The 18,040-nt window shown below is 75.0% G+C and carries 16 protein-coding genes; 10 read left to right on the forward strand and 6 right to left on the reverse strand.

Features of this window, described 5'->3' with window-relative positions:
* Positions 1–90 precede the first annotated feature (90 nt).
* The 4 genes from ACIP2X_RS26080 to ACIP2X_RS26095 form a co-directional block, all read right to left on the reverse strand.
* Positions 91–936, reverse strand: coding sequence for an SMP-30/gluconolactonase/LRE family protein (locus tag ACIP2X_RS26080; RefSeq protein WP_401676901.1), 846 nt, complete (start codon positions 934–936; stop codon positions 91–93).
* On the reverse strand, positions 933–1,706 hold the full coding sequence (locus ACIP2X_RS26085) for an IclR family transcriptional regulator (protein ID WP_401676903.1): 774 nt from the start codon (positions 1,704–1,706) through the stop codon (positions 933–935). The genes ACIP2X_RS26080 and ACIP2X_RS26085 overlap by 4 nt, the downstream gene beginning before the upstream one ends.
* Before the next feature lie 230 nt (positions 1,707–1,936).
* Positions 1,937–3,265 (reverse strand): PucR family transcriptional regulator, encoded by a 1,329-nt coding sequence (locus ACIP2X_RS26090; RefSeq protein WP_401676905.1) that lies wholly within the window; start codon positions 3,263–3,265, stop codon positions 1,937–1,939.
* Between the two features lie 2 nt (positions 3,266–3,267).
* Positions 3,268–3,420 carry a hypothetical protein gene (locus tag ACIP2X_RS26095; protein WP_401676907.1) on the reverse strand — a complete coding sequence of 51 codons (153 nt, stop codon included), beginning with the start codon at positions 3,418–3,420 and terminating at the stop codon, positions 3,268–3,270.
* A 362-nt stretch (positions 3,421–3,782) separates the two neighbouring features.
* On the opposite strand from ACIP2X_RS26095, the gene ACIP2X_RS26100 reads away from it, so the two are divergent.
* The 9 genes from ACIP2X_RS26100 to ACIP2X_RS26140 all read left to right on the forward strand — a co-directional run bounded on the left by ACIP2X_RS26100 (position 3,783) and on the right by ACIP2X_RS26140 (position 14,759).
* Entirely contained in the window at positions 3,783–4,931 is a 1,149-nt protein-coding gene (locus ACIP2X_RS26100; protein WP_401676909.1) for a glycosyltransferase family 4 protein, read from the forward strand.
* A gap of 116 nt (positions 4,932–5,047) precedes the next feature.
* On the forward strand, positions 5,048–5,758 hold the full coding sequence (locus ACIP2X_RS26105; RefSeq protein ID WP_401676911.1) for a class I SAM-dependent methyltransferase: 711 nt from the start codon (positions 5,048–5,050) through the stop codon (positions 5,756–5,758).
* Positions 5,755–10,125 (forward strand): alpha-(1->3)-arabinofuranosyltransferase family protein, encoded by a 4,371-nt coding sequence (locus ACIP2X_RS26110; protein WP_401676913.1) that lies wholly within the window; start codon positions 5,755–5,757, stop codon positions 10,123–10,125. Before ACIP2X_RS26105 ends, ACIP2X_RS26110 begins: the two co-directional genes overlap by 4 nt.
* A complete protein-coding gene (locus tag ACIP2X_RS26115; protein ID WP_401676915.1) occupies positions 10,122–11,417 on the forward strand; it encodes a condensation protein in 1,296 nt (431 codons plus the stop codon). Before ACIP2X_RS26110 ends, ACIP2X_RS26115 begins: the two co-directional genes overlap by 4 nt.
* Positions 11,414–12,142 carry a class I SAM-dependent methyltransferase gene (locus tag ACIP2X_RS26120; protein ID WP_401676917.1) on the forward strand — a complete coding sequence of 243 codons (729 nt, stop codon included), beginning with the start codon at positions 11,414–11,416 and terminating at the stop codon, positions 12,140–12,142. The genes ACIP2X_RS26115 and ACIP2X_RS26120 overlap by 4 nt, the downstream gene beginning before the upstream one ends.
* Positions 12,143–12,157: 15 nt before the next feature.
* Positions 12,158–13,063 carry a hypothetical protein gene (locus tag ACIP2X_RS26125; RefSeq protein ID WP_401677246.1) on the forward strand — a complete coding sequence of 302 codons (906 nt, stop codon included), beginning with the start codon at positions 12,158–12,160 and terminating at the stop codon, positions 13,061–13,063.
* Positions 13,060–13,299, forward strand: a complete 240-nt coding sequence (locus ACIP2X_RS26130; RefSeq protein ID WP_401676919.1) for a Trm112 family protein — start codon at positions 13,060–13,062, stop codon at positions 13,297–13,299. The genes ACIP2X_RS26125 and ACIP2X_RS26130 overlap by 4 nt, the downstream gene beginning before the upstream one ends.
* Positions 13,300–13,357: 58 nt before the next feature.
* A complete protein-coding gene (locus tag ACIP2X_RS26135) occupies positions 13,358–14,182 on the forward strand; it encodes an FkbM family methyltransferase (protein WP_401676921.1) in 825 nt (274 codons plus the stop codon).
* Positions 14,145–14,759, forward strand: a complete 615-nt coding sequence (locus ACIP2X_RS26140) for a hypothetical protein (RefSeq protein ID WP_401676923.1) — start codon at positions 14,145–14,147, stop codon at positions 14,757–14,759. Before ACIP2X_RS26135 ends, ACIP2X_RS26140 begins: the two co-directional genes overlap by 38 nt.
* 45 nt (positions 14,760–14,804) lie before the next feature.
* Here the strand turns inward: ACIP2X_RS26140 and ACIP2X_RS26145 are convergent, their stop codons facing one another.
* Both ACIP2X_RS26145 and ACIP2X_RS26150 read right to left on the reverse strand, forming a co-directional pair.
* Positions 14,805–15,677 (reverse strand): RimK family alpha-L-glutamate ligase, encoded by an 873-nt coding sequence (locus ACIP2X_RS26145; protein WP_401676925.1) that lies wholly within the window; start codon positions 15,675–15,677, stop codon positions 14,805–14,807.
* A gap of 80 nt (positions 15,678–15,757) precedes the next feature.
* Positions 15,758–16,468 carry a FadR/GntR family transcriptional regulator gene (locus ACIP2X_RS26150; RefSeq protein ID WP_401676927.1) on the reverse strand — a complete coding sequence of 237 codons (711 nt, stop codon included), beginning with the start codon at positions 16,466–16,468 and terminating at the stop codon, positions 15,758–15,760.
* Between the two features lie 165 nt (positions 16,469–16,633).
* Here ACIP2X_RS26150 and ACIP2X_RS26155 point away from each other — a divergent pair, with 165 nt between their 5' ends.
* A complete protein-coding gene (locus ACIP2X_RS26155; RefSeq protein ID WP_401676929.1) occupies positions 16,634–17,986 on the forward strand; it encodes an SLC13 family permease in 1,353 nt (450 codons plus the stop codon).
* Positions 17,987–18,040 lie beyond the last annotated feature (54 nt).

Below are 18,040 nucleotides of genomic sequence, written 5' to 3' on the forward strand. Positions count from 1 at the left end.
GGATGACTGCTCGATCACCGGACGATCGAGCGGCAGGAGGCTAGCAGCGGCCGCCGACATTGCCGATCAAGTTTTCCGGCGTGGAATTCGCTAGCCCGCGAACGCCGGTTGGGGCAGGCCGGTGCCGGTGGTGGGGAGGACCAGGAGGGAGCCGGAGAGGGGGGGTGGGGTCGTCAGGCCGGTGCGGGCCGTGGTGACGTACAGGTCCGTGAGGTCGGGGCCGCCGAAGGCGCAGGCCGTGGGGCGGGGGACGGGGAGCCGGAGGGTACGGTCCAGGGCGCCGGCCGGCGTGTAGCGGCGTATCGCGCCCCCGTCCCACAGGGCCACCCAGACGCAGCCGTCGGCGTCGACCGTGAGGCCGTCGGGGAATCCGGCGCCCTCCTCGATCTCCACCAGGGTGCGGCGGCGTGACACCCGGCCGTCGGCGTGGTCGAAGACGTCTATCCGGCGCGTCGGGGAGTCGACGTAGTACATGAGGCGGCCGTCGGGGCTCCAGCCGGTGCCGTTGCTCACCGTCACGTCGCCGAGGACGAGTTCCACCGTGCCGTCGGGTGTGACGCGGCTCAGCGTGCCGCCGCCCGGCGCCTCGTCGTAGCGCATGGTGCCCGCCCACAGCGAGCCGTCGGGTGCCACGGCGGCGTCGTTGGCACGCCGGCCGGGGACCGGGTCGTGGTGCAGCGGGCGGAGGGTGCCGTCCGGGTCCAGCAGGGCCACCCCGTCCCGGAGGTTGAGGACCAGGCCGCCGCCGGCGCGGGGCTTGGCCGCGCCGATGTGCTGGTGGACGGTGCGGGTGGTGCGGCGGCCGGTGGCGGGGTCGTAGGTGTGCAGCCGGCCGCCCAGGATGTCGATCCAGATCAGCCGCCGCTCCCGCGGGTCCCACGTCGGGCCCTCGCCCAGCATCGCCTCGGCGCGCACCGCCACCTCGTAGGCCGTCATACGGTGCTCCGGTGGCCCAGCCGCTCCGACAGCTCGGCCGCGCCCTTCACGGCGAGCTGCTCCAGCTCGGCGCGGCGCTCGTCGCTCCAGCGGATCATCGGCACCGAGATGGACAGGGCTGCCACCACCTGGCCGGTACGGTCCCGGACCGGCGCGGCGACGCAGGAGACGTCCGGGTTGGACTCCCGGCTCTCCACGGCGATGCCCCGCTGCCGGATCCCGGTGAGGGCCTCGCGCAGGGCCGCCGGGTCGGTGATGCTGTTCCCCGTCATGGCGGTCAGCTCGGCGCCGTCGGGGACCCGGGCCGCGAGCTCCGGCTCGGGCAGGGAGGCGAGCAGCATCTTGCCGACGGAGGTGCAGTGGGCGGGGAGACGGCGGCCGGCCGCGGAGACCATGCGCACGGCGTGCGTGGAGTCGACCTTGGCGATGTAGATGACGTCCGTGCCCTCCAGGATCGCCACGTGCACCGTCTCGTCGCAGGTCTCGGCGACGGACCGGGCGACCTGCTGGCCCTCGGCGGCGAGGTCGAGCTGCTCGGCGTAGCGGCTGCCGAGCTGGTACGGCCGGACGCCGAGCCGGTAGCGGCCGGGCTGGCCGGGGACCTGGACGATGTACGACCGGGCGGCGAGCGTGGTGACCAGTTCGTGCACGGTGGTGCGCGGCAGCTGGAGCCTGCGCACGATGTCGGGGGCGGAGAGCGTGCCGTCCCCGTCGAGGAAGAGCTCCAGGATGTCGAGAGCCCGGGTCACGGCAGGTACGAGGCGTCCCACGGCCGGCCCCCTCCTTGCGTTCTGAGACTTGCGTCTGCGGCTTACGGCGCCCGCCGTGTTCGAAATTTCAACACGCGGTCGGAATGGCGAACACAGGCTACTCATGGAGTGTTTGCCGGGGCAATGGTCTTGCCGCGGCCAATGGTCTTGCCGGGGCCCCATGGTCTTGCCGAGCCCCCTGGTCTTGCCGGGGCCGGGTCGCCCGGGAACGACCCGGCCCGGGAGCGCGGCTACCGCGGCCGGGTCGTCGGGCGCCGCGACCTGGCCCCTCCGCCGCTCGCTGCCGCCCGACGCGACGGAGCGCCGCTCTGCCCGATCTCCCCGCGCAACCGCTGGGCACGCAGCACCAGTTCCAGTTCGAAGCGCCGGTCGGGGTCGTCGATCTCGTCGCCCCACAGCTCCCGGATCTGCCGTAACCGGTACCGGACGGTCTGCGGATGCACGCCGAGCCGCTCCGCCACCTCGGGCGCCCCGCCCCGCGTCTCCAGCCACGCCAGCAGGGTCTCCGCGAGCCGGCGCGCGTGCGCGGGCCCGCAGTGCGCGAGCGGGGCGAGACAGCGCAGGGCCAGGTCGTCGAGGAGTTCCTCGGGCTGGAGCAGGACCAGCGCCTCGGTGTGCTCGGTGCAGAACAGCACCTCCCCGGCGGGCAGCAGCCGCCGTTCCATCAGGCGTACGGCGGCCTCGGCCCAGCGCAGCGACTTCGCGGCGTCGGTCAGCGGCACCGGCGGGCCGATGGCCCCCGCCCAGCCGGTGAGCGCGCGCTGCAGCAGCTCCTGGCGCCCGGCGGCGTCCGGTTCGGGCACGACCATGCGGGGCTGCTCGCCCTCCAGGTCGAGCAGCACGCCCTGCCCGACGGCGGGCGCGACCGCCTCCCGCGCCGGGCGCAGCAGCACCCCGACGGCGACCTTGTCGGGCAGGTGCCAGCCGATCCGCGCGGCGCGCTCGGCGAGGGCGTCGGCCACGTCGCCGCGGTGGCGTTCGGCGAGCAGCAGTTCCATCAGGCGGCGTTGCAGGCGCAGCCGCTCCCCGGCCTGGCGGGCGGCGGCCTCGGCGTAACCGCGCACGGACTGGTCGACGAGGCCGTCGAGGTACTCGTAGCCGGCGTCGACCAGTTCGTACATGGCGGGCGGCGGGATCTGCACGCGCTGGCCGATGTCGGCGAAGCGGCGCCAGGCCAGCCGTACCCCCATCCGGTAGATCGCCTGGAGCGAGTCCAGGGTGCGGCCGTTGAGCCCCTCGCCGCGGCCGAAGTCCTGGAAGACGCCGGGCGGCACGGTGGGGCGGCCGGTCGAGTAGTCGGCGTGCTCCAGGTGCTGCACGAACACCTCGATGGCCCGCCGGATACCGACCAGTGCCATCGGCTCGCCGCTCTCGTCCAGCACGAGCGGCAGGTGGGGGTGCTCTCGGCGGATCTCGCGCAGGATCTCCTCGGCCAGCTCGGGCGCCTCCGCCTTGGCGATCGCCGCGAACCGGCGCACCTGGAGCCGGGGCACCTCGTGCCAGGCGGAACGGGACGCGCCGGTGGCGGGCGGGGGGACGGTTGCCGGGTGGGCGCTCACCGTCAACTCCCCTGGCCCGCTTGTTCGTAGGTGACCAACGGGCTGTTGGGCTGCTCGGGAGTGGCTTCGAGCAGGGCGACGACGCCGAGCGCGGTGCCCACGGCGAGGGCCGCCGCGACCACGACGGTCACGGTGGCGGCGATCAGTCTGGACATACGGGGGTCAGCCTCTCTGCTCCGGAGGTCGTCCCACCCCGGTGCCCGCCCCTGCCCGTCGGCCCAGTGTCGGCGCGGCCCGGGATGCCGTCAAGGCCCGGAATCGGACCGACGCTCACGTTGTGACGTGACGTCAGGTACAACAAGGCCCGAAATTGTCATGCGCGTGAGTAGCCGTGACGAACGCCTCGGCGAAAACTGTCCACCCCACCCCGCACACATCCCGTCCACAGGCCCCGCCCAGGACAGGCACGGAAACCCTGACCGCCCCACCGGCACCCCTCCCTCACCGCCAACCCTCCCCACCCCACCGGCAACTCCCCCACATCGAGTACCGCACCCCGAGACGAGTTGGAGCACCCATGCCCCAGCACGTACCGCCGCTGCGCACCGCTCTCCCCCGGCCGCAGCAGCACCCCCCGGCGCTCCCCCCACCCCCGCGCCGCATCGTCTTCCTCGCGCACCGTGACCTCGGCAACCCGGCCGCGGGCGGCTCCGAACTGCTCGTCGACCGGCTGGCCGAGGGCCTGACCCGCCACGGCCACCAGGTCACGCTCCTGTGCGGCGGCCCGGCGGCCTTCCGCGACTACCGGGTCGTCTCGGCGGGCGGCCCCTACGGCCACTACCTGCGCGCCCGCTCCGCCTTCGCCCGCCAGGTCGGCGACTGCGACCTGCTGGTCGAGGTGTGCAACGGCATGCCCTACCTCGCCCCGCTGTGGCACCGGGGCCCCACCCTGCGCCTGGTCAACCACGTCCACTCCGACCTGTGGCGGATGCGCTTCGGCGGCCCGCTGGCGCCCGCCGCGCGCATCGGCCGGCGGCTCGAACACTGGGCGCTGACCGGCGCGCGCTCCCGCGGACTGCTGGTCGCCGTCTCCCCGTCCACCGCCCACGCCCTGCGCGCGATCGGCGTGCCCCGCGAGCGCATCCGGGTCGTCCACAACGGCGTCGAGGAGCCCGGCCCGCGCGTCCCGCGCTCATCCGAGCCGCTGTTCGTGGCCGTCGGCCGGCTCGTCGAGTACAAGCGCGTCGATCTGCTGCTGCGGCTGTGGGAGCGGGTCCGCCCCGTCACCGGCGGCCGTCTGGTGATCGTGGGCGACGGCCCCGAGCGGGAGCGGCTCACCGCGCTGGCCGGACCGGGCGTCGAGTTCGCGGGCCGGGTCTGCGAGGCCGAGAAGCACCGCCTGCTGTGCGCGGCCTGGCTGCTGCTGCATCCGTCGGCGGTGGAGGGCTGGGGGCTGGTGGTGACGGAGGCGGCCGCCCGCGGGACCCCGGCGATCGGCTTCTCCGTGCCGGGGCTGCGCGACTCCGTCGTCGACGGCGAGACCGGCCTGCTGGCCACCGGCGAGTCCTCCTTCGCGGCGGCCTGGTGCACGCTGGCCCTGTCGGGTCACCGCCGGGAGCTCATGGGCAAGGCGGCCCTCGAACACGCCGCCCGGTACCGGTGGGACCGTACCGTGCCGCAGTTCCGGGCGGTTGCCGCGGAAGCGGTGCGGGGCTGGACGCCGTGACGCCCCCGCGCCGTACGCCCGCGGCCGATCGGCGACCACGGGTCGTCCCCGGTCGGTCGCGCACTTCCCCGCGCCCTTCCACGGCGTCACCTCACCAGGGTTTCAAGGACCCCTCGTTGCGGCGCTCCCTCGCCCTCTTTCGCGCGTTCCTGCACGAGCGGGACGACCCCGACGCCTGCTACACGCTGCTCGCCCGGGACGCCGCCGACCAGGTCGAGGCGTACGACGGCCCCGTGGCCGGGCGGGTCGTCGTCGACGTCGGCGGCGGCAGCGGGCACTTCACCGCGGAGTTCCGGCGGCGCGGCGCGCACGCCTACCTCTTCGAGCCCGACGCGCGCGAACTGGGCGGGCAGCCGCCCGACGGCACGGTGGTCGCCGACGGCTATCTGCTGCCGCTGCCCGACGGGGCCGCCGACGTCACGTTCTCCTCCAACGTCCTGGAGCACGTGGCCGATCCGCAGACCTTCCTCAGCGAGCTGGCCCGCGTGACCCGGCCCGGGGGCCTGATCTACGTGTCGTTCACCAACTGGCTGTCCCCGTGGGGCGGCCACGAGTGGGCGCCCTGGCACTACCTCGGCGCCGAACGGGCCCGCGCCCGCTACCGCCGCCGCACCGGCAGGCCCGCCAAGCACACCCTCGGCGAGAACCTGTTCGCCGTGCACATCGGCCCCACCCTGCGGCAGGTGCGCGCCCGCGGCGACGTCACGCTCGTCACGGCGCGCTCCCGCTACTGGCCGTTCCTCCCGCAGGCCGTCGTCAAGGCGCCCGGCATCCGCGAGGTGGCCACCTGGAACCTTCTCCTCATCCTCCGGCGGTGTCCCCCATGACGACCACGGTCCAGGCCCCTCCTCCTGCAGCCGTCCCCACCACCGCGACCGCGGCGGGCCCCCCGGAGGGCCCGCGGTCGCGGCGCTGGCTGCTGGGGTTCTGGGCCGTGGTCCTCGTGCTGTTCCTGGCGGTGCGGCCGGGCCGGCAGACCTTCGACACCAAGCTCGGGGTCACCGTCGACCCGGGCCGGTTCCTCGCCGACCTCGGCCAGTTGTGGCACGACCGGGCCGGCTTCGGCGGCATCCAGGACCAGTACGCCGGCTATCTGTGGCCGATGCTCCCCTTCCACTGGCTGTGCCGCGCGGTCGACCTGCCGGTGTGGCTGGCGGAGCGCCTGTGGATGTCGCTGGTCGTGTCCGTCGCGTTCTGGGGCGCGCTGCGGCTGGCCGAGCGGCTGCGCGTCGGCAGCGCGGCCTCCCGGCTGCCGGCCGCGGTGGTGTACGCGCTGTGGCCGCTGTTCACGATCGTGGTCGGCTCGACGTCGGCCGCCGCGCTGCCCGGCGCGTTCCTGCCGTGGGTGCTGCTGCCGCTGACGGACGAGCGGTACAGCGCCCGCGTGGCCGCGCTGCGGTCGGCACTGATCATCCCGTTCATGGGCGGGGTGAACGCGGCCTCGACGCTGGCGGCCCTGCTCCCGGTGGGCCTGTATCTGCTCTCCCGCCCGGCCGGGCCCCGGCAGCGCAAGCTGATCGCCTGGTGGGTGCCGGGCGTGCTCGTGGCGACCGCCTGGTGGTGGATCCCGCTGCTGCTGCTCGGCGCCTACGGCGAGAACTTCCTCCCCTACATCGAGAGCGCGCGGACGACGACCGACACCATGGCGGCCACCGAGGCACTGCGCGGTGCCGGGAACTGGGTGGCGTACCTGCACTTCGGCGAGGCGTGGCTGCCGGCCGGCTGGACCGTGGTGTCCTCGGCGCTCGTCGTGGTCTGCTCGGCGCTCGCCGCCGGGCTGGGGCTGGCCGGGCTGGCCCGGCGGGACATGCCGGAGCGGCGGTGGCTGGTGCTGACCGTGCTGGTGACCGTCCCGGTCCTGCTCGCCGGGTACGGCGGCGCGTTCGGGGCGCCCTTCCACGAGACCGTGCGGTCCTGGCTGGACGGCCCGCTGGCGCCGTTCCGGAACATCTACAAGTTCCAGACGGGCCTGGCCCTCGCCCTGGTCCTCGGGCTCGCCCACCTGGTGGCGGTGGCCGCCGAGCCGCGCGGCGCCCGTCGGGTGCGGGGCCGCCGGTTCGCCCCGCTGGCCGCGGCGGTGCTGGTGCTGCCGGGGCTCGCCCTGCCGTACGTCAACGGCTCGCTCCTCAACGCGGGGTCCTTCCAGGAGATCCCCACGTACTGGAAGGCCACCGCCGACTGGCTGGAGAAGTACTCCCCCGACTCCCGCGCCCTGGTCGTCCCGGCCACCGCGCACGGCATCCACACCTGGGGCTCCACCATCGACCAGCCCCTCGACGTCCTCGCCGAGTCCCGCTGGGCCCAGCGGGACCACGTCCCCTTCGGCACCCCCGGCAACCGGCGCGCCATGGACGCGGTGGAGCAGGCTCTGCTGACCGGCGCCGAAGTGCCGGGCCTGGCCGACTTCCTGAGCCGCGCGGGCATCCACTACGTCGTCGTACGCAACGACCTCGACCCCGACCAGATCGGCGCCGTCCCGACCACGACCGTCAAGCGCGCGCTGGAGCAGTCCGGTTACGAGCGGGTCACCGGGCTGGGCCCGGTCATGACCGGTGGCCGGATCGCGGACGACACCCCGCTCCAGGTCGAGGGCCTCTACCCGCGGCAGCGGGCGGTGGAGGTCTACCGGCCGGGCGGCGAGGGCGTCACCCGGCCCGGACAGGCCGCGCTGCACCCGATCGCCGACACGGCCGTCGTCTCGGGCGGCCCCGAGTCGCTGCTGCCGCTCGCCTCGGCGCTGCGCGGCCGGGCGACCGTGCTGTCCGGCGACCACCACCCCGGGCTCGGCCGGCCGCAGCTCCAGGTGACCGGCGACGGACTGCGGCGCGCCGACACGCGGTTCGGTCTCGTCCACGCGAACACCTCGTACCCGTACACCCGGGACGAGCGCAACGCGCCGGACGCCCAGCAGGACGCCGGTGAACCGCCGCACCAGATCCTGCCGGTGACCGGTGTGCGCCATCAGACGGTGGCGGAGTTGCGCGGGGCGCGGTCCGTGACGGCGTCCTCGTACGGCGGCTGGTTCTTCCATCTGCCGCAGTTCGACCCCGTGAACGCCTTCGACGGCGATCCGGCCACCGCGTGGACGGAGGGTTCGGCCGGGTCACCGAACGGGCAGTGGCTGCGGATCGGGTTCGCCGGCACGGGCGACGGCGAGGGTGCGTACGACATGCCGTCGTCGTTCGAGGTGACGCCGCTGCCGCAGGAGAGCGTGCGGGCGGCCGCCACCCGGGTGCGGGTGGAGACCGAACGCGGAGCGGTGACCAGCTTCCTCCAGCCGAACGGCATGCCGCAGCGGGTGCGGGCACCGGCGGGCGAGACCCGCTGGATGAAGCTGACGATCGTCGAATCGGAGGCGCGCAGGACCGGGCTGACCGGGGCGGGCTTCGCCGAGATCCGGCTGCCGGACGTGCAGGTGACGCGCCTGCTGCGGCTGCCGTCGGACGTCACGGAGGCGGCCTCCGAGATCGTCTCCCTGCACCGTGCGGCCGACCCCACCGGCCTGTCCCCCACCGGCACCGAGACGGGTCTGCACCGCCGCTTCGAGACGACCGCCGCCGGCACGTACGAGGTGACGGCGAGCGCGGTGCCGGTGCCCGGCGAGGAACTGGACCGGCTGCTCTACGAGATCGCGCCCGACCAGCGGCAGCGCATCACCGCGACCGCCGACTCCACGGCCCGGCTCGGCGCGGGCCTCGGCGCGCGCAACCTCACCGACGGCGACCTGACGACGGCGTGGATCGCGGGCGACCGGCCCACGGTCCGGCTGCGCTGGGAGGGCAGGCAGCCGGTGGGCGAGCTGGTGCTGGCCGCGGCCGGCGGGCTGTCCAGCCGGCCCACCCAGGTGCGTATCAGTTCCCCCGACGGCGCGGCGAGCGCCGGCGTGGACGAGAACGGCTGGGTGCGCTTCCCGGCGATCACGACCGACCGCCTGGACATCACGGTCACTGCGACGGCCCCGCTCACGCTCCACCACCCCGTCATCGACGAGGACCTGCAACTGCCGGTGGGTCTGACCGAGGCCTATCTCCCGGCCCTGGACAGCTACCGCACCCCGCAGCCCCGCCCCGAGAGGGAGTTCTCCCTGCCGTGCGGCCGGGGACCGCTGCTGGCGGTCGACGGCGAGCTGTACCGGACCGGCGTCACGGGCACCGTGCGCGACCTGACGGAACGCCGGCCGGTGGAGGTGACCCTCTGCCCGCAGGGCGGCCTGGAACTGTCGCGGGGCGCGCACCGCGTCGAGGCGGGCGACGCCGGCCCGCTGGTCCTGACGGACGTGCGGCTGACGCGCGGCACCGTGACCGACCCGGTGTCCCAGGACCGTGACCTGCGGATACGGGACTGGCTCGGCGACCGCCGCGAGGTGAGCGCCGGCAGCGGCGCCGCCTCGTACCTGACGACGTACGAGAACTACAACGACGGCTGGCGGGCCACCCTGAACGGCGCGGAACTCACGCCGGTCCGGCTGGACGGCTGGCAGCAGGGCTGGCGCGTCCCGGCCGGGCCGGGCGGCACGATCAAGCTGTCGTACGAGCCGGCCACCACGTACGAGGCGGGGCTCATCGGCAGCGGGGCCGGACTGGCCGTGCTCGTGGGCCTGGTGGTGTGGCGGCGGCGCGCGCCCAACCCCGACGCCCCGCAGCCGGCGCCCCCGGCGCCGGGGCCCTGGCTGGGCGCGGTGGCGCTGACGCTGGTGGGCGTGGTGATCGCCGGGTGGTTCGCGCTGCTGGTGCCGGCGCTCGCGGTGGCGGCGTACCGGCGGCGCGCGCTGCTGGTGCCGATCGCGTTCGGGGCGCTCGCGGCGGCGGGCGCGGTGGCGGCGGCCGGTGCGGGCGAGCCGCCCGGACAGGGCGCGGGCGCCTTCTCCCCCGCGGCCCAACTCTTCGCGTTGATCGGCCTGTTCGCCGCGCTGGTGGGCGTGCGGGAGCGGACCGGCGACCCGGGCACGACGGCGGTGCTGCCACCGGTGCCCGCGGAGCCGGGTACCACCGCGGTGCCGCCCCCCGTACGGCCTCCGGAGCCGGCCACGGCGGCGGGCCCGCCGCCGACGGCCACGGAGACCGCTCCGACACGACCGCTGCCCCGGCGCCGGAGGCCCGCACAGGACCCGTTCCCGCGCGCCGAGGCCGGACCGCCCCTGACGGCACGCGGTCCCGGCAGCCCGGAACCCCAGGGGGGAGACGACAGCCGATGACCGCACTGGACGACGTGACGCCCCGCCCGGCGGACCGCATTCCGTTCCCGGTCGTGGACGAGGTGGCCCGCCACTGCCAGCAGGACGCGGAACCGGAGACGGTCCACATCGAGGTCCGCCTGCCCGGCCCGCTGGACCCGGCGCGCCTGCGCACGGCCTTCGTCGCGGCCCTGCACCGGCACCCGCGCGTCCTGATGCGCGAGGCCCCGGGCCCGTGGTGGCGCCGTCGCTACGAGTGGGAGCTGACGGCGGACCCGGACGTGGAGGTGGTCGGCTTCGCGCGACCGGGGGGTGAGGCGCTGCGGGAGGCGCGGGCGCGGGCCCTGACCGAGGCGCCGCCGCTCTCGCTGTCCCCGCCGATCCGCCTGGAGGTCGTCCCGGGCCTCCCGGGCGAGGAAACGGCCCTCGTCCTCACCGTCAACCACACCGCCCTCGACGGACCGGCCTGCCTGCGCGTCCTGGCCACCGCCGCGGAGCTGTACGGCGGCAGGGACAACTCCCCGGCGGCCCCGCCCGTGCGCACGGCCACCGCCGCACCGCCCGCCGAGCCGGCCCCCTCCCCGTGGTCCCCGCCGGCCCGCGTCGCCCCCGGCACACCGGGCCCCTCCCCCGGCAACGGCATGCTCGTCACCGAACTGCCGCTGCCGCACCGCCCCAAGGGCTCCCCCTACACGGTCAATGACCAGCTGATGGTCGCCACCGCCCTGACCGTGGCCCACTGGAACCGCGAGCACGGCGCCCGCCCCCGCCCGCTGCGCATCACCATGCCGGTCGACGACCGCCCCCGCGACACCACCATGCCCATCGGCAACGGCACCCGCCTGGTCGACGTCCCCTTCACCCCCGACGAGCTGGGCCGGGCCGCGACCGACATGCCCGCCCTGCTCCACGGCACGGCCGGCCGCACCCGCGCCCTGAAGTCCCGGCCCCGCCCCCCACTGGGCCGCGGGGCCGCCCTCCTGGCCGCACCCGTGCTCCCCGTGCGGTGGCGCGCCGGTGTCGCCCGCACGCTGCGCAGGGCGGCCGCCCCCTGGACGTCGACCACGCTGCTGAGCAACATCGGCCGCATCCCGTACCCGCTGGACTTCGGCGACGAGGCCGGCCGCGCGCACGCGGTCTGGTTCTCGGCGCCGGCCCGCATGCCCCGGGGCCTGACGTTCACCACGGCCTCCACCGCGGGCCGTCTCCATCTGTCGCTGCGCTGGTCGCACGCCCTGCTCGGCCCCGGCGACGGCGCCCTTCTGCGGGACCTGTTCGAGCACCACCTGCACGCGACGGAGGTGCCCCGATGACGGCCACCGCACCGCCGGGGGGCCTGCGCGACTTCTACGAGAACCCCGCCGTCCCGGTGGCCTCCGGCGCCCCCCGCAGCCTCCGCCAGGCCCGCATGCTCGCCGCCGCCCTGCGCGGGAGCAGCACCGCGGGCCTCGTCCTCGACGTCGGCTGCGGCGACGGCACCGCCGCCGCGACCGCCGCCCCCCTGCTCGCCGGCCACCGCGTCGTCGGCGTGGACTGGTCCCAGGACGCCCTGCGGCGGGCCCGGCCGCGGCTGGCGTACGCCGTGCGCGGCGAACTCACCGGCGGCGGGCTGCCCCTGCGCACCGGCGCCGCCGACGCCGTCCTGTTCAGCGAGGTGATCGAGCACCTCGTCGACCCGGACGCCGCCCTCGACGAACTGCGCCGGGTACTGCGCCCCGGCGGCCATCTGATGCTCTCCACGCCCAACCTCGCCGCCTGGTACAACCGCGCCCTGCTGCTCGCCGGCGTGCAGCCCGTCTTCTCCGAGGTGAGCCTGCGCGCGATCCACGGCCGGCCGGGCCGGGAGGTGGTGGGACATCTGCGGCTGTACACCGCCCGCGCGCTGCGGGAGTTCGTCGCCGCCGCCGGCTTCGAGGTCGTACGGCTCGAAGGAGCCCCGTTCCACGGCGTACCGCGCCCGTTGCGGGCGCTGGACCGTCTCGCCTGTGCCCGGCCGGGCCTGGCCTCGATCCTGCTGCTGCACGCGCGAAGGACGTAGGCCGTGTGGTGGGGAGTGGCCGCGGCCCTGCTGGCGAACGTCCTGTACAGCGGCGGGTTCGTCCTGGAGAAGCGGGCGCTGGCCGCGCTGCCCGAGGTCACCGTGCGCCGTCCGGGCCGGCTGCTGCGCCTGGTGCTCGGCAGCCCGCTGTGGATCGGCGGTTCGCTCGCCCTCGGCGCCGGGTTCGCCGCCCAGCTCGTCGTCTACCGCACCCTGCCGATCGCCGCCGCGCAGGGCATCTTCGTCTCCGGCCTGGTCCTGCTCGTCCTGCTGTCGGCCCGGCTGCTGGGCGAGGAGACGACCGGGCGCGAGCGGTACGCGCTCGCCGCGATCCTCGCCGCGCTGCTGATGGTCGTGCTCTCCCTGGACGAGTCCGCGGACACCGTCAGCCGCGCGGCGCCCTACCCGCTCGTCTGGCTGCTGTGCGTGCCCTCGCTCGGGTGCGGCGTGTGGCTGTACCGGGCCGCCGAGCGCCGGGCGCTGCGCCGGCACCGGATGCCGACGGCGGGCGTCGAGTACGGGGTGGCGGTGGGCCTGCTCTACGGGGTCAGCTCGCTCGCGATCAAGGGCGTCTCCGGCTACTGGGCGGGAGGCGACGTCGGCGGCGCGCTGCTCGCCGTGCTGCGCTCGCCGTATCCGTATCTGCTCGTGTTCACCGGTGCGTTCGGCCTGGTCATGTCGCAGGCGGCACTGCAGCGCTGCCGGGCCTCGCTGATCGTGCCGGTGTGCACGACGGTGACCAGCCTGTACACGGCGGTGCTCGGCACGCTCTCGTTCGGCGAGGCGCTGCCGGACCACCCGCTGCGGCTCGGACTGCGGCTGGCGGGCACGGCCCTGGCGGTCGCCGTGCTGCTGGCCATGCCCAAGCACGACGAGGCGCCCCGAGCCCCCGTACCCGCGAAGGAGTTGACCCCGCCATGAGCCCCTCCACCGGCCCCGACGAGCAGTTGCTGAAGATCCTCGCGTGCCCCCTCGACAAGGGGCCGCTGCACCTGTTGCCGCCGGACGGGTCGGTGCCGCCGGCCCAGGCGCTCTACAACCCGCGCCTGCGCCGCCGCTATCCGATCGTCGACGGCATCCCGCAACTGCTGCCGTCCTCCGGCGAACAGGTCTCCGACCACGAGCACGAACAGCTCCTCAAGCGCATGGCCCCCTGACCGAAGGCCTCGGGACCGCTCGGCGCCCAGGCCCCCTCGACCCGGAACGGATGGCTCCATGACCACGCTCGCCGCCCGCCTCGCCCCTTTCCTGCCGGCCCGCCTCGTCGCGGCGACCGCCCGCGCGGTCTACCCGCGCTTCGAACCGGAGCTGGCCAGGATCGCCGAGCTGTGCCCGCCCGGCTGCGGCACGGCGGTGGACATCGGCGGCTGGTACGGCCCCTGGACCCACCGCCTGTCCGGACTCGCCCGCCGGGTGGTGACGCTCGAACCGGTCCCGCACCTGGCCCGCCTGCTCACGGCGACCGCCCCGCGCAACGTCCGGGTGATCCAGGCCGCCGCCTCGGACGGCCCGGGCTCGGCCCGGCTGTGGCTGCCGGCCGACGACACCGGGAACCGTGGGGTGTCGTCCCTCGTCCGACGGGACATCCACGCCCACGCCGTGGACGTCCGGTGCGTGGCGCTGGACGGTCTGGAGCTGCGGGACGTCGGCTTCGTCAAGATCGACGTGGACGGCAGCGAGCTGGCGGTCCTGCGCGGCGGGAGGGCCCTGCTGACCCGTGACCGCCCGGCCCTGTTCGTCGAACTGGAGTCCCGTATCCAGCCGGTCTCGCCCGTCCTGACGTATTTGGGATCGCTCGGATATGACGGCTGGGTACTCCCCGAGAACCGGTGGATCCCGCTTGCCGACTTCCCCCTGGAGGAACACCAGGCAGCCACCTCGCACGTCGCCGCGCACGGCCTGGTGCGACGCGTGCTCCCATTACACGACCGGATCAGATACGTCAACTCCGTACTGTTCCTTCCGGACGGACGGCGCCCGGGAAGGGGCCGAATGGGCGACGATGGTCCGCATGCCGTCCTCCGCAGAGAACCCCACTAGCTCCTTCACCCCCGTCGACTTCCAAGTGGTCCTGCTGCGCCGCATGGCCGACCACAACCCCGACCTGGTCGAGGACGCCCGCCGAGAGCTGGGCGTCTCCGTCAACCGTATGCAGGACGCGAACCGGCGCTGGCAGATGCTGCTGCGCTCACCGCGCGTCCGCGCCGCCCAGAGCAGGCACCGGTCGATCCTCGGCGCCCCGGAGTGGACGATCTCCCGCCGCATCGGCGACCTGGACTGCGAGGCCTGGCAGTGGCCGGTCCCGCTCTGGCCCGACCTGCGCTTCGAGGTGCTGCTCGCCCCGGGTGGCGCGGTCTGGAACGAATGGCTGGTCCGCGCCCCCGACGCCAAGCCCGCCGAGCTGCACACGGTCGAGGACCTCTACCCCTGGTCCTGCACGGTCGACGACGCGGCCCGCGCCTTCGCGCCCGCCCGCCCGCTGGAGGGCACGGCCCCCACCCGCTGGGGCCTCGCCTTCAGCGCCGACGACACCGACGGCCGGCGCCACGAGGTGACGGCGGAGTTCACCTGGGGCCTGCTCCAGCGCACGATGATCGGCGGCCGCCGGGTCCTGTGAACGCGGTCCCGGGCGTGCCGGCGGTCCCACCGGCACGCCCGCCGGTCACCGCCCGGCCGCCGCCAGCACCGCCTCGACGACCCGCGGCACGGAAGCGCCGTGCAGCGACAGGAACAGGTTCGGCTCCACCAGCTCCAGCTCCATCACGCGTGGCTCCCCGCCCTCCCCGTCGACCAGGTCGACACGGGCGTAGAGCAGTTCGGGCGCACCGGGCACGGCGCCCAGCGCCCGCTCGGCGACGGCCAGTTCGTCCCGCGTCGGCTCCCAGACCTCCAGCCCCGGATGGGCGATCTTGCGCTCGTCGTACGCCGTGCCCCGGGCCAGCACGGCACCCTTGCGGCTGGCGTGCAGCAGGCGCCCGCCGAAGAACTGCAACGCCCGTTCCCCGCTGACGTCGATGCCGGCGACGTAGGGCTGCACCATCGCGGTGAAGCCCTCGGCGTGCAGGCGGTCGAGATGCCGTACGGCGCTCCCGTGCTGGTCGGGCGTGTACCGGGCCGCGAACCGCGCCCCCGCCCCCGAGGTCGGCTTGACGACGAACTCCCGGTCGTGCGGCAGCTCGGCCGCCTCCCCCGGCGCGACGTACCGGGTCGGCACCACCGGCACGCCGGCCGCCGCCAGCTCCCCGAGATACCGCTTGTCCGTGTTCCAGCGCACCACGTCGGCCGGATTGGCCAGCCGCGTGGCCTTGCCGCAGGCCGCCACCCACTCCAGGAACTCCGCGGACCGCCAGCTGTAGTCCCAGGTCGACCGGATCAGCACGAGGTCGAACCCGCCCCAGTCGACGTCGTCCCGGTCCCACTCCACGGCGACCGCGTCGGCCCCCGCCTCCCTCAACGCCGCCACCAGCCCCGGCATGTCCGGGTCGACGCTGACCTCGGGACCCGGGCGGCAGGTGGCCAGGGCTATCCGTGCCACGGCGCCCTCCCTCCTCGTACGGACCTGGCCGGCACACGCGTTCGCGCGGCCGGTCGCCCGCAGGCTAACAACCGGGACGGTCAGTGGTCCTCGGCCGGGTCCCAGGACAGCAGGCGGACCTTCGCGACCGTGCGGACGTGGCGGCGCATCGCGGCCGCCGCCTGGCGGGGCCGCCGCGCCTCGACGGCGTCCAGGATCGCCTGGTGCTGGGCCAGGGAGCGGGCGGGGCGGTGCGGCTGGCGCAGGGACTCGGTGCGGCTCTCCGCGATCTGGTCCGCGATGGAACGCATGAACTCCGCGAGGAGGGCGCTGTGCGCGGCCTCGGTGACCGCCGCGTGGAAGAGGCGGTCGCCCTCCACGCCGTGCCCGCCCTGCTCGATCTCCCGGGCCATGTGCTCCAGCGCCGCGCGCATCGCCGTCAGGTCGTCCTCCTCGCGCCGCTCGGCGGCGAGTTCGGCGAGCTTGGTCTCCAGCGCCTCGCGGGCCTCCAGCACGTCGGGCAGGCGCCGGCGACGGTCCACCATCCGCTCGACGGGTTCCACTTCGAGGGTGTCGCGGACCAGGTACGTACCGCCGCCGTGCCGGGCCTCCACCAGGCCCTGCACCTCCAGCACCACGATCGCCTGCTTCACCGAGGCCCGGCTCACCCCGAGCCGGGCGGCCAGGTCCCGTTCGGGCGGCAGCCGGTCGCCGGCGCGCAGGCCGCCCTCGGTGACGTAGTCGCGCAGCCGGTCCAGCACCTGCTCGTAGAGGCGCTGCTGCTTCGCCATCGGGCGCAGGGCGTCGGTCACGGCGGGAGCGTAGCACCGGGCCGGCGAGTGGTTAAGTGGCTCAGCCAATTCCTGCGCGACCCCTTGACGCGCCCCGCTGCCGCCACCACGCTGGCCAGCCAGCCGCTCGATCCCCCCATTGGCTCAGCCACTCGTCCACTCCGGGGCCCAACGACGGGAGCCCGTATGTCCCCAGAACTGATCTCCATCCTCGTCCTCGTGGTGGTGTTCGTCATCGCCACCACCCGCTCGATCAACATGGGCGCCCTGTCCTTCGCCGCCGCCTTCGGAGTCGGCACCCTGGTCGCCGACCTCGACGCGGACGGCATCTTCGCCGGCTTCCCCGGCGATCTGTTCGTCGTCCTGGTCGGCGTCACGTACCTCTTCGCGATCGCCCGCGCCAACGGCACCACCGACTGGCTGGTGCACGCCGCCGTGCGTCTGGTCGGGGGCCGTGTCGCCCTGATCCCCTGGGTGATGTTCGCCCTCACCGGCGCCCTCACCGCCATCGGCGCGGTCAGCCCCGCCGCCGTCGCCATCGTCGCGCCGGTCGCCCTGAGCTTCGCCGCCCGCTACCGGATCAGCCCCCTGCTGATGGGCGCGATGGTCGTGCACGGCGCGCAGGCCGGCGGCTTCTCGCCGATCAGCATCTACGGCACGATCGTCAACGGCATCGTGGAACGCGAGAAGCTCCCCGGCAACGAGGTCGTCCTCTTCCTCGCCTCGCTCGTCGCCAACCTCGTCATCGCGGGTGTGGTGTACGCCGTGTGCGGCGGCCTGCGCCTCGGGCGCAAGGGCGACGCGGACGCCGCCGAGGGGCTCGGGGAACCGCGCGACCGGCCACGGCGGGCCCGCACGGAACCGACGCCGGAACCCGGCGCCCTCGGCTCCGCCACCGCGGTGGCGACCCGCACCGACCAGCCCGTCGGGGCCCCCACCCCGCTCACCCCCGCCCGCGTCACCACCCTCCTGTCCCTCGTCGCCCTCGTCGTCGCGGTCCTCGCCTTCGACCTCGACGCGGGCCTGACCGCGATCACCCTGGCCGTCGTCCTCAGCGCCGCCTGGCCCGACGACAGCCGCGCCGCCGTCGGCCAGATCGCCTGGCCCACCGTCCTTCTCATCTGCGGTGTCCTGACCTACGTCGGTGTCCTCGAGGAGATGGGCACCATCACGTGGGCCGGCGAGGGCGTCGGCGGCATCGGCGTACCCCTGCTGGCCGCGGTGCTGCTCTGCTACATCGGCGCGATCGTCTCGGCGTTCGCCTCATCGGTCGGCATCATGGGCGCGCTGATCCCGCTGGCGGTCCCCTTCCTCGCCCAGGGCGAGATCGGGGCGGTCGGCATGGTGGCGGCGCTGGCGGTGTCGGCGACGGTCGTGGACGTCAGCCCGTTCTCGACGAACGGGGCGCTGGTGCTGGCCGCGGCGCCGGACGTCGACCGTGAGCGTTTCTTCCGGCAGCTGATGGTGTACGGGGGAATTGTGGTGGCCGTCGTCCCCGCGGTGGTCTGGCTGGTGATGGTCGTACCGGGCTTCGGATGACCCCGCCTCGACCGCTCCGGCCCGCCGACCACCGCCGCCGCACGCCGACCCCCG

The organism is Streptomyces sp. NPDC089424 (assembly GCF_044749345.1).
Taxonomy (GTDB): domain Bacteria; phylum Actinomycetota; class Actinomycetes; order Streptomycetales; family Streptomycetaceae; genus Streptomyces.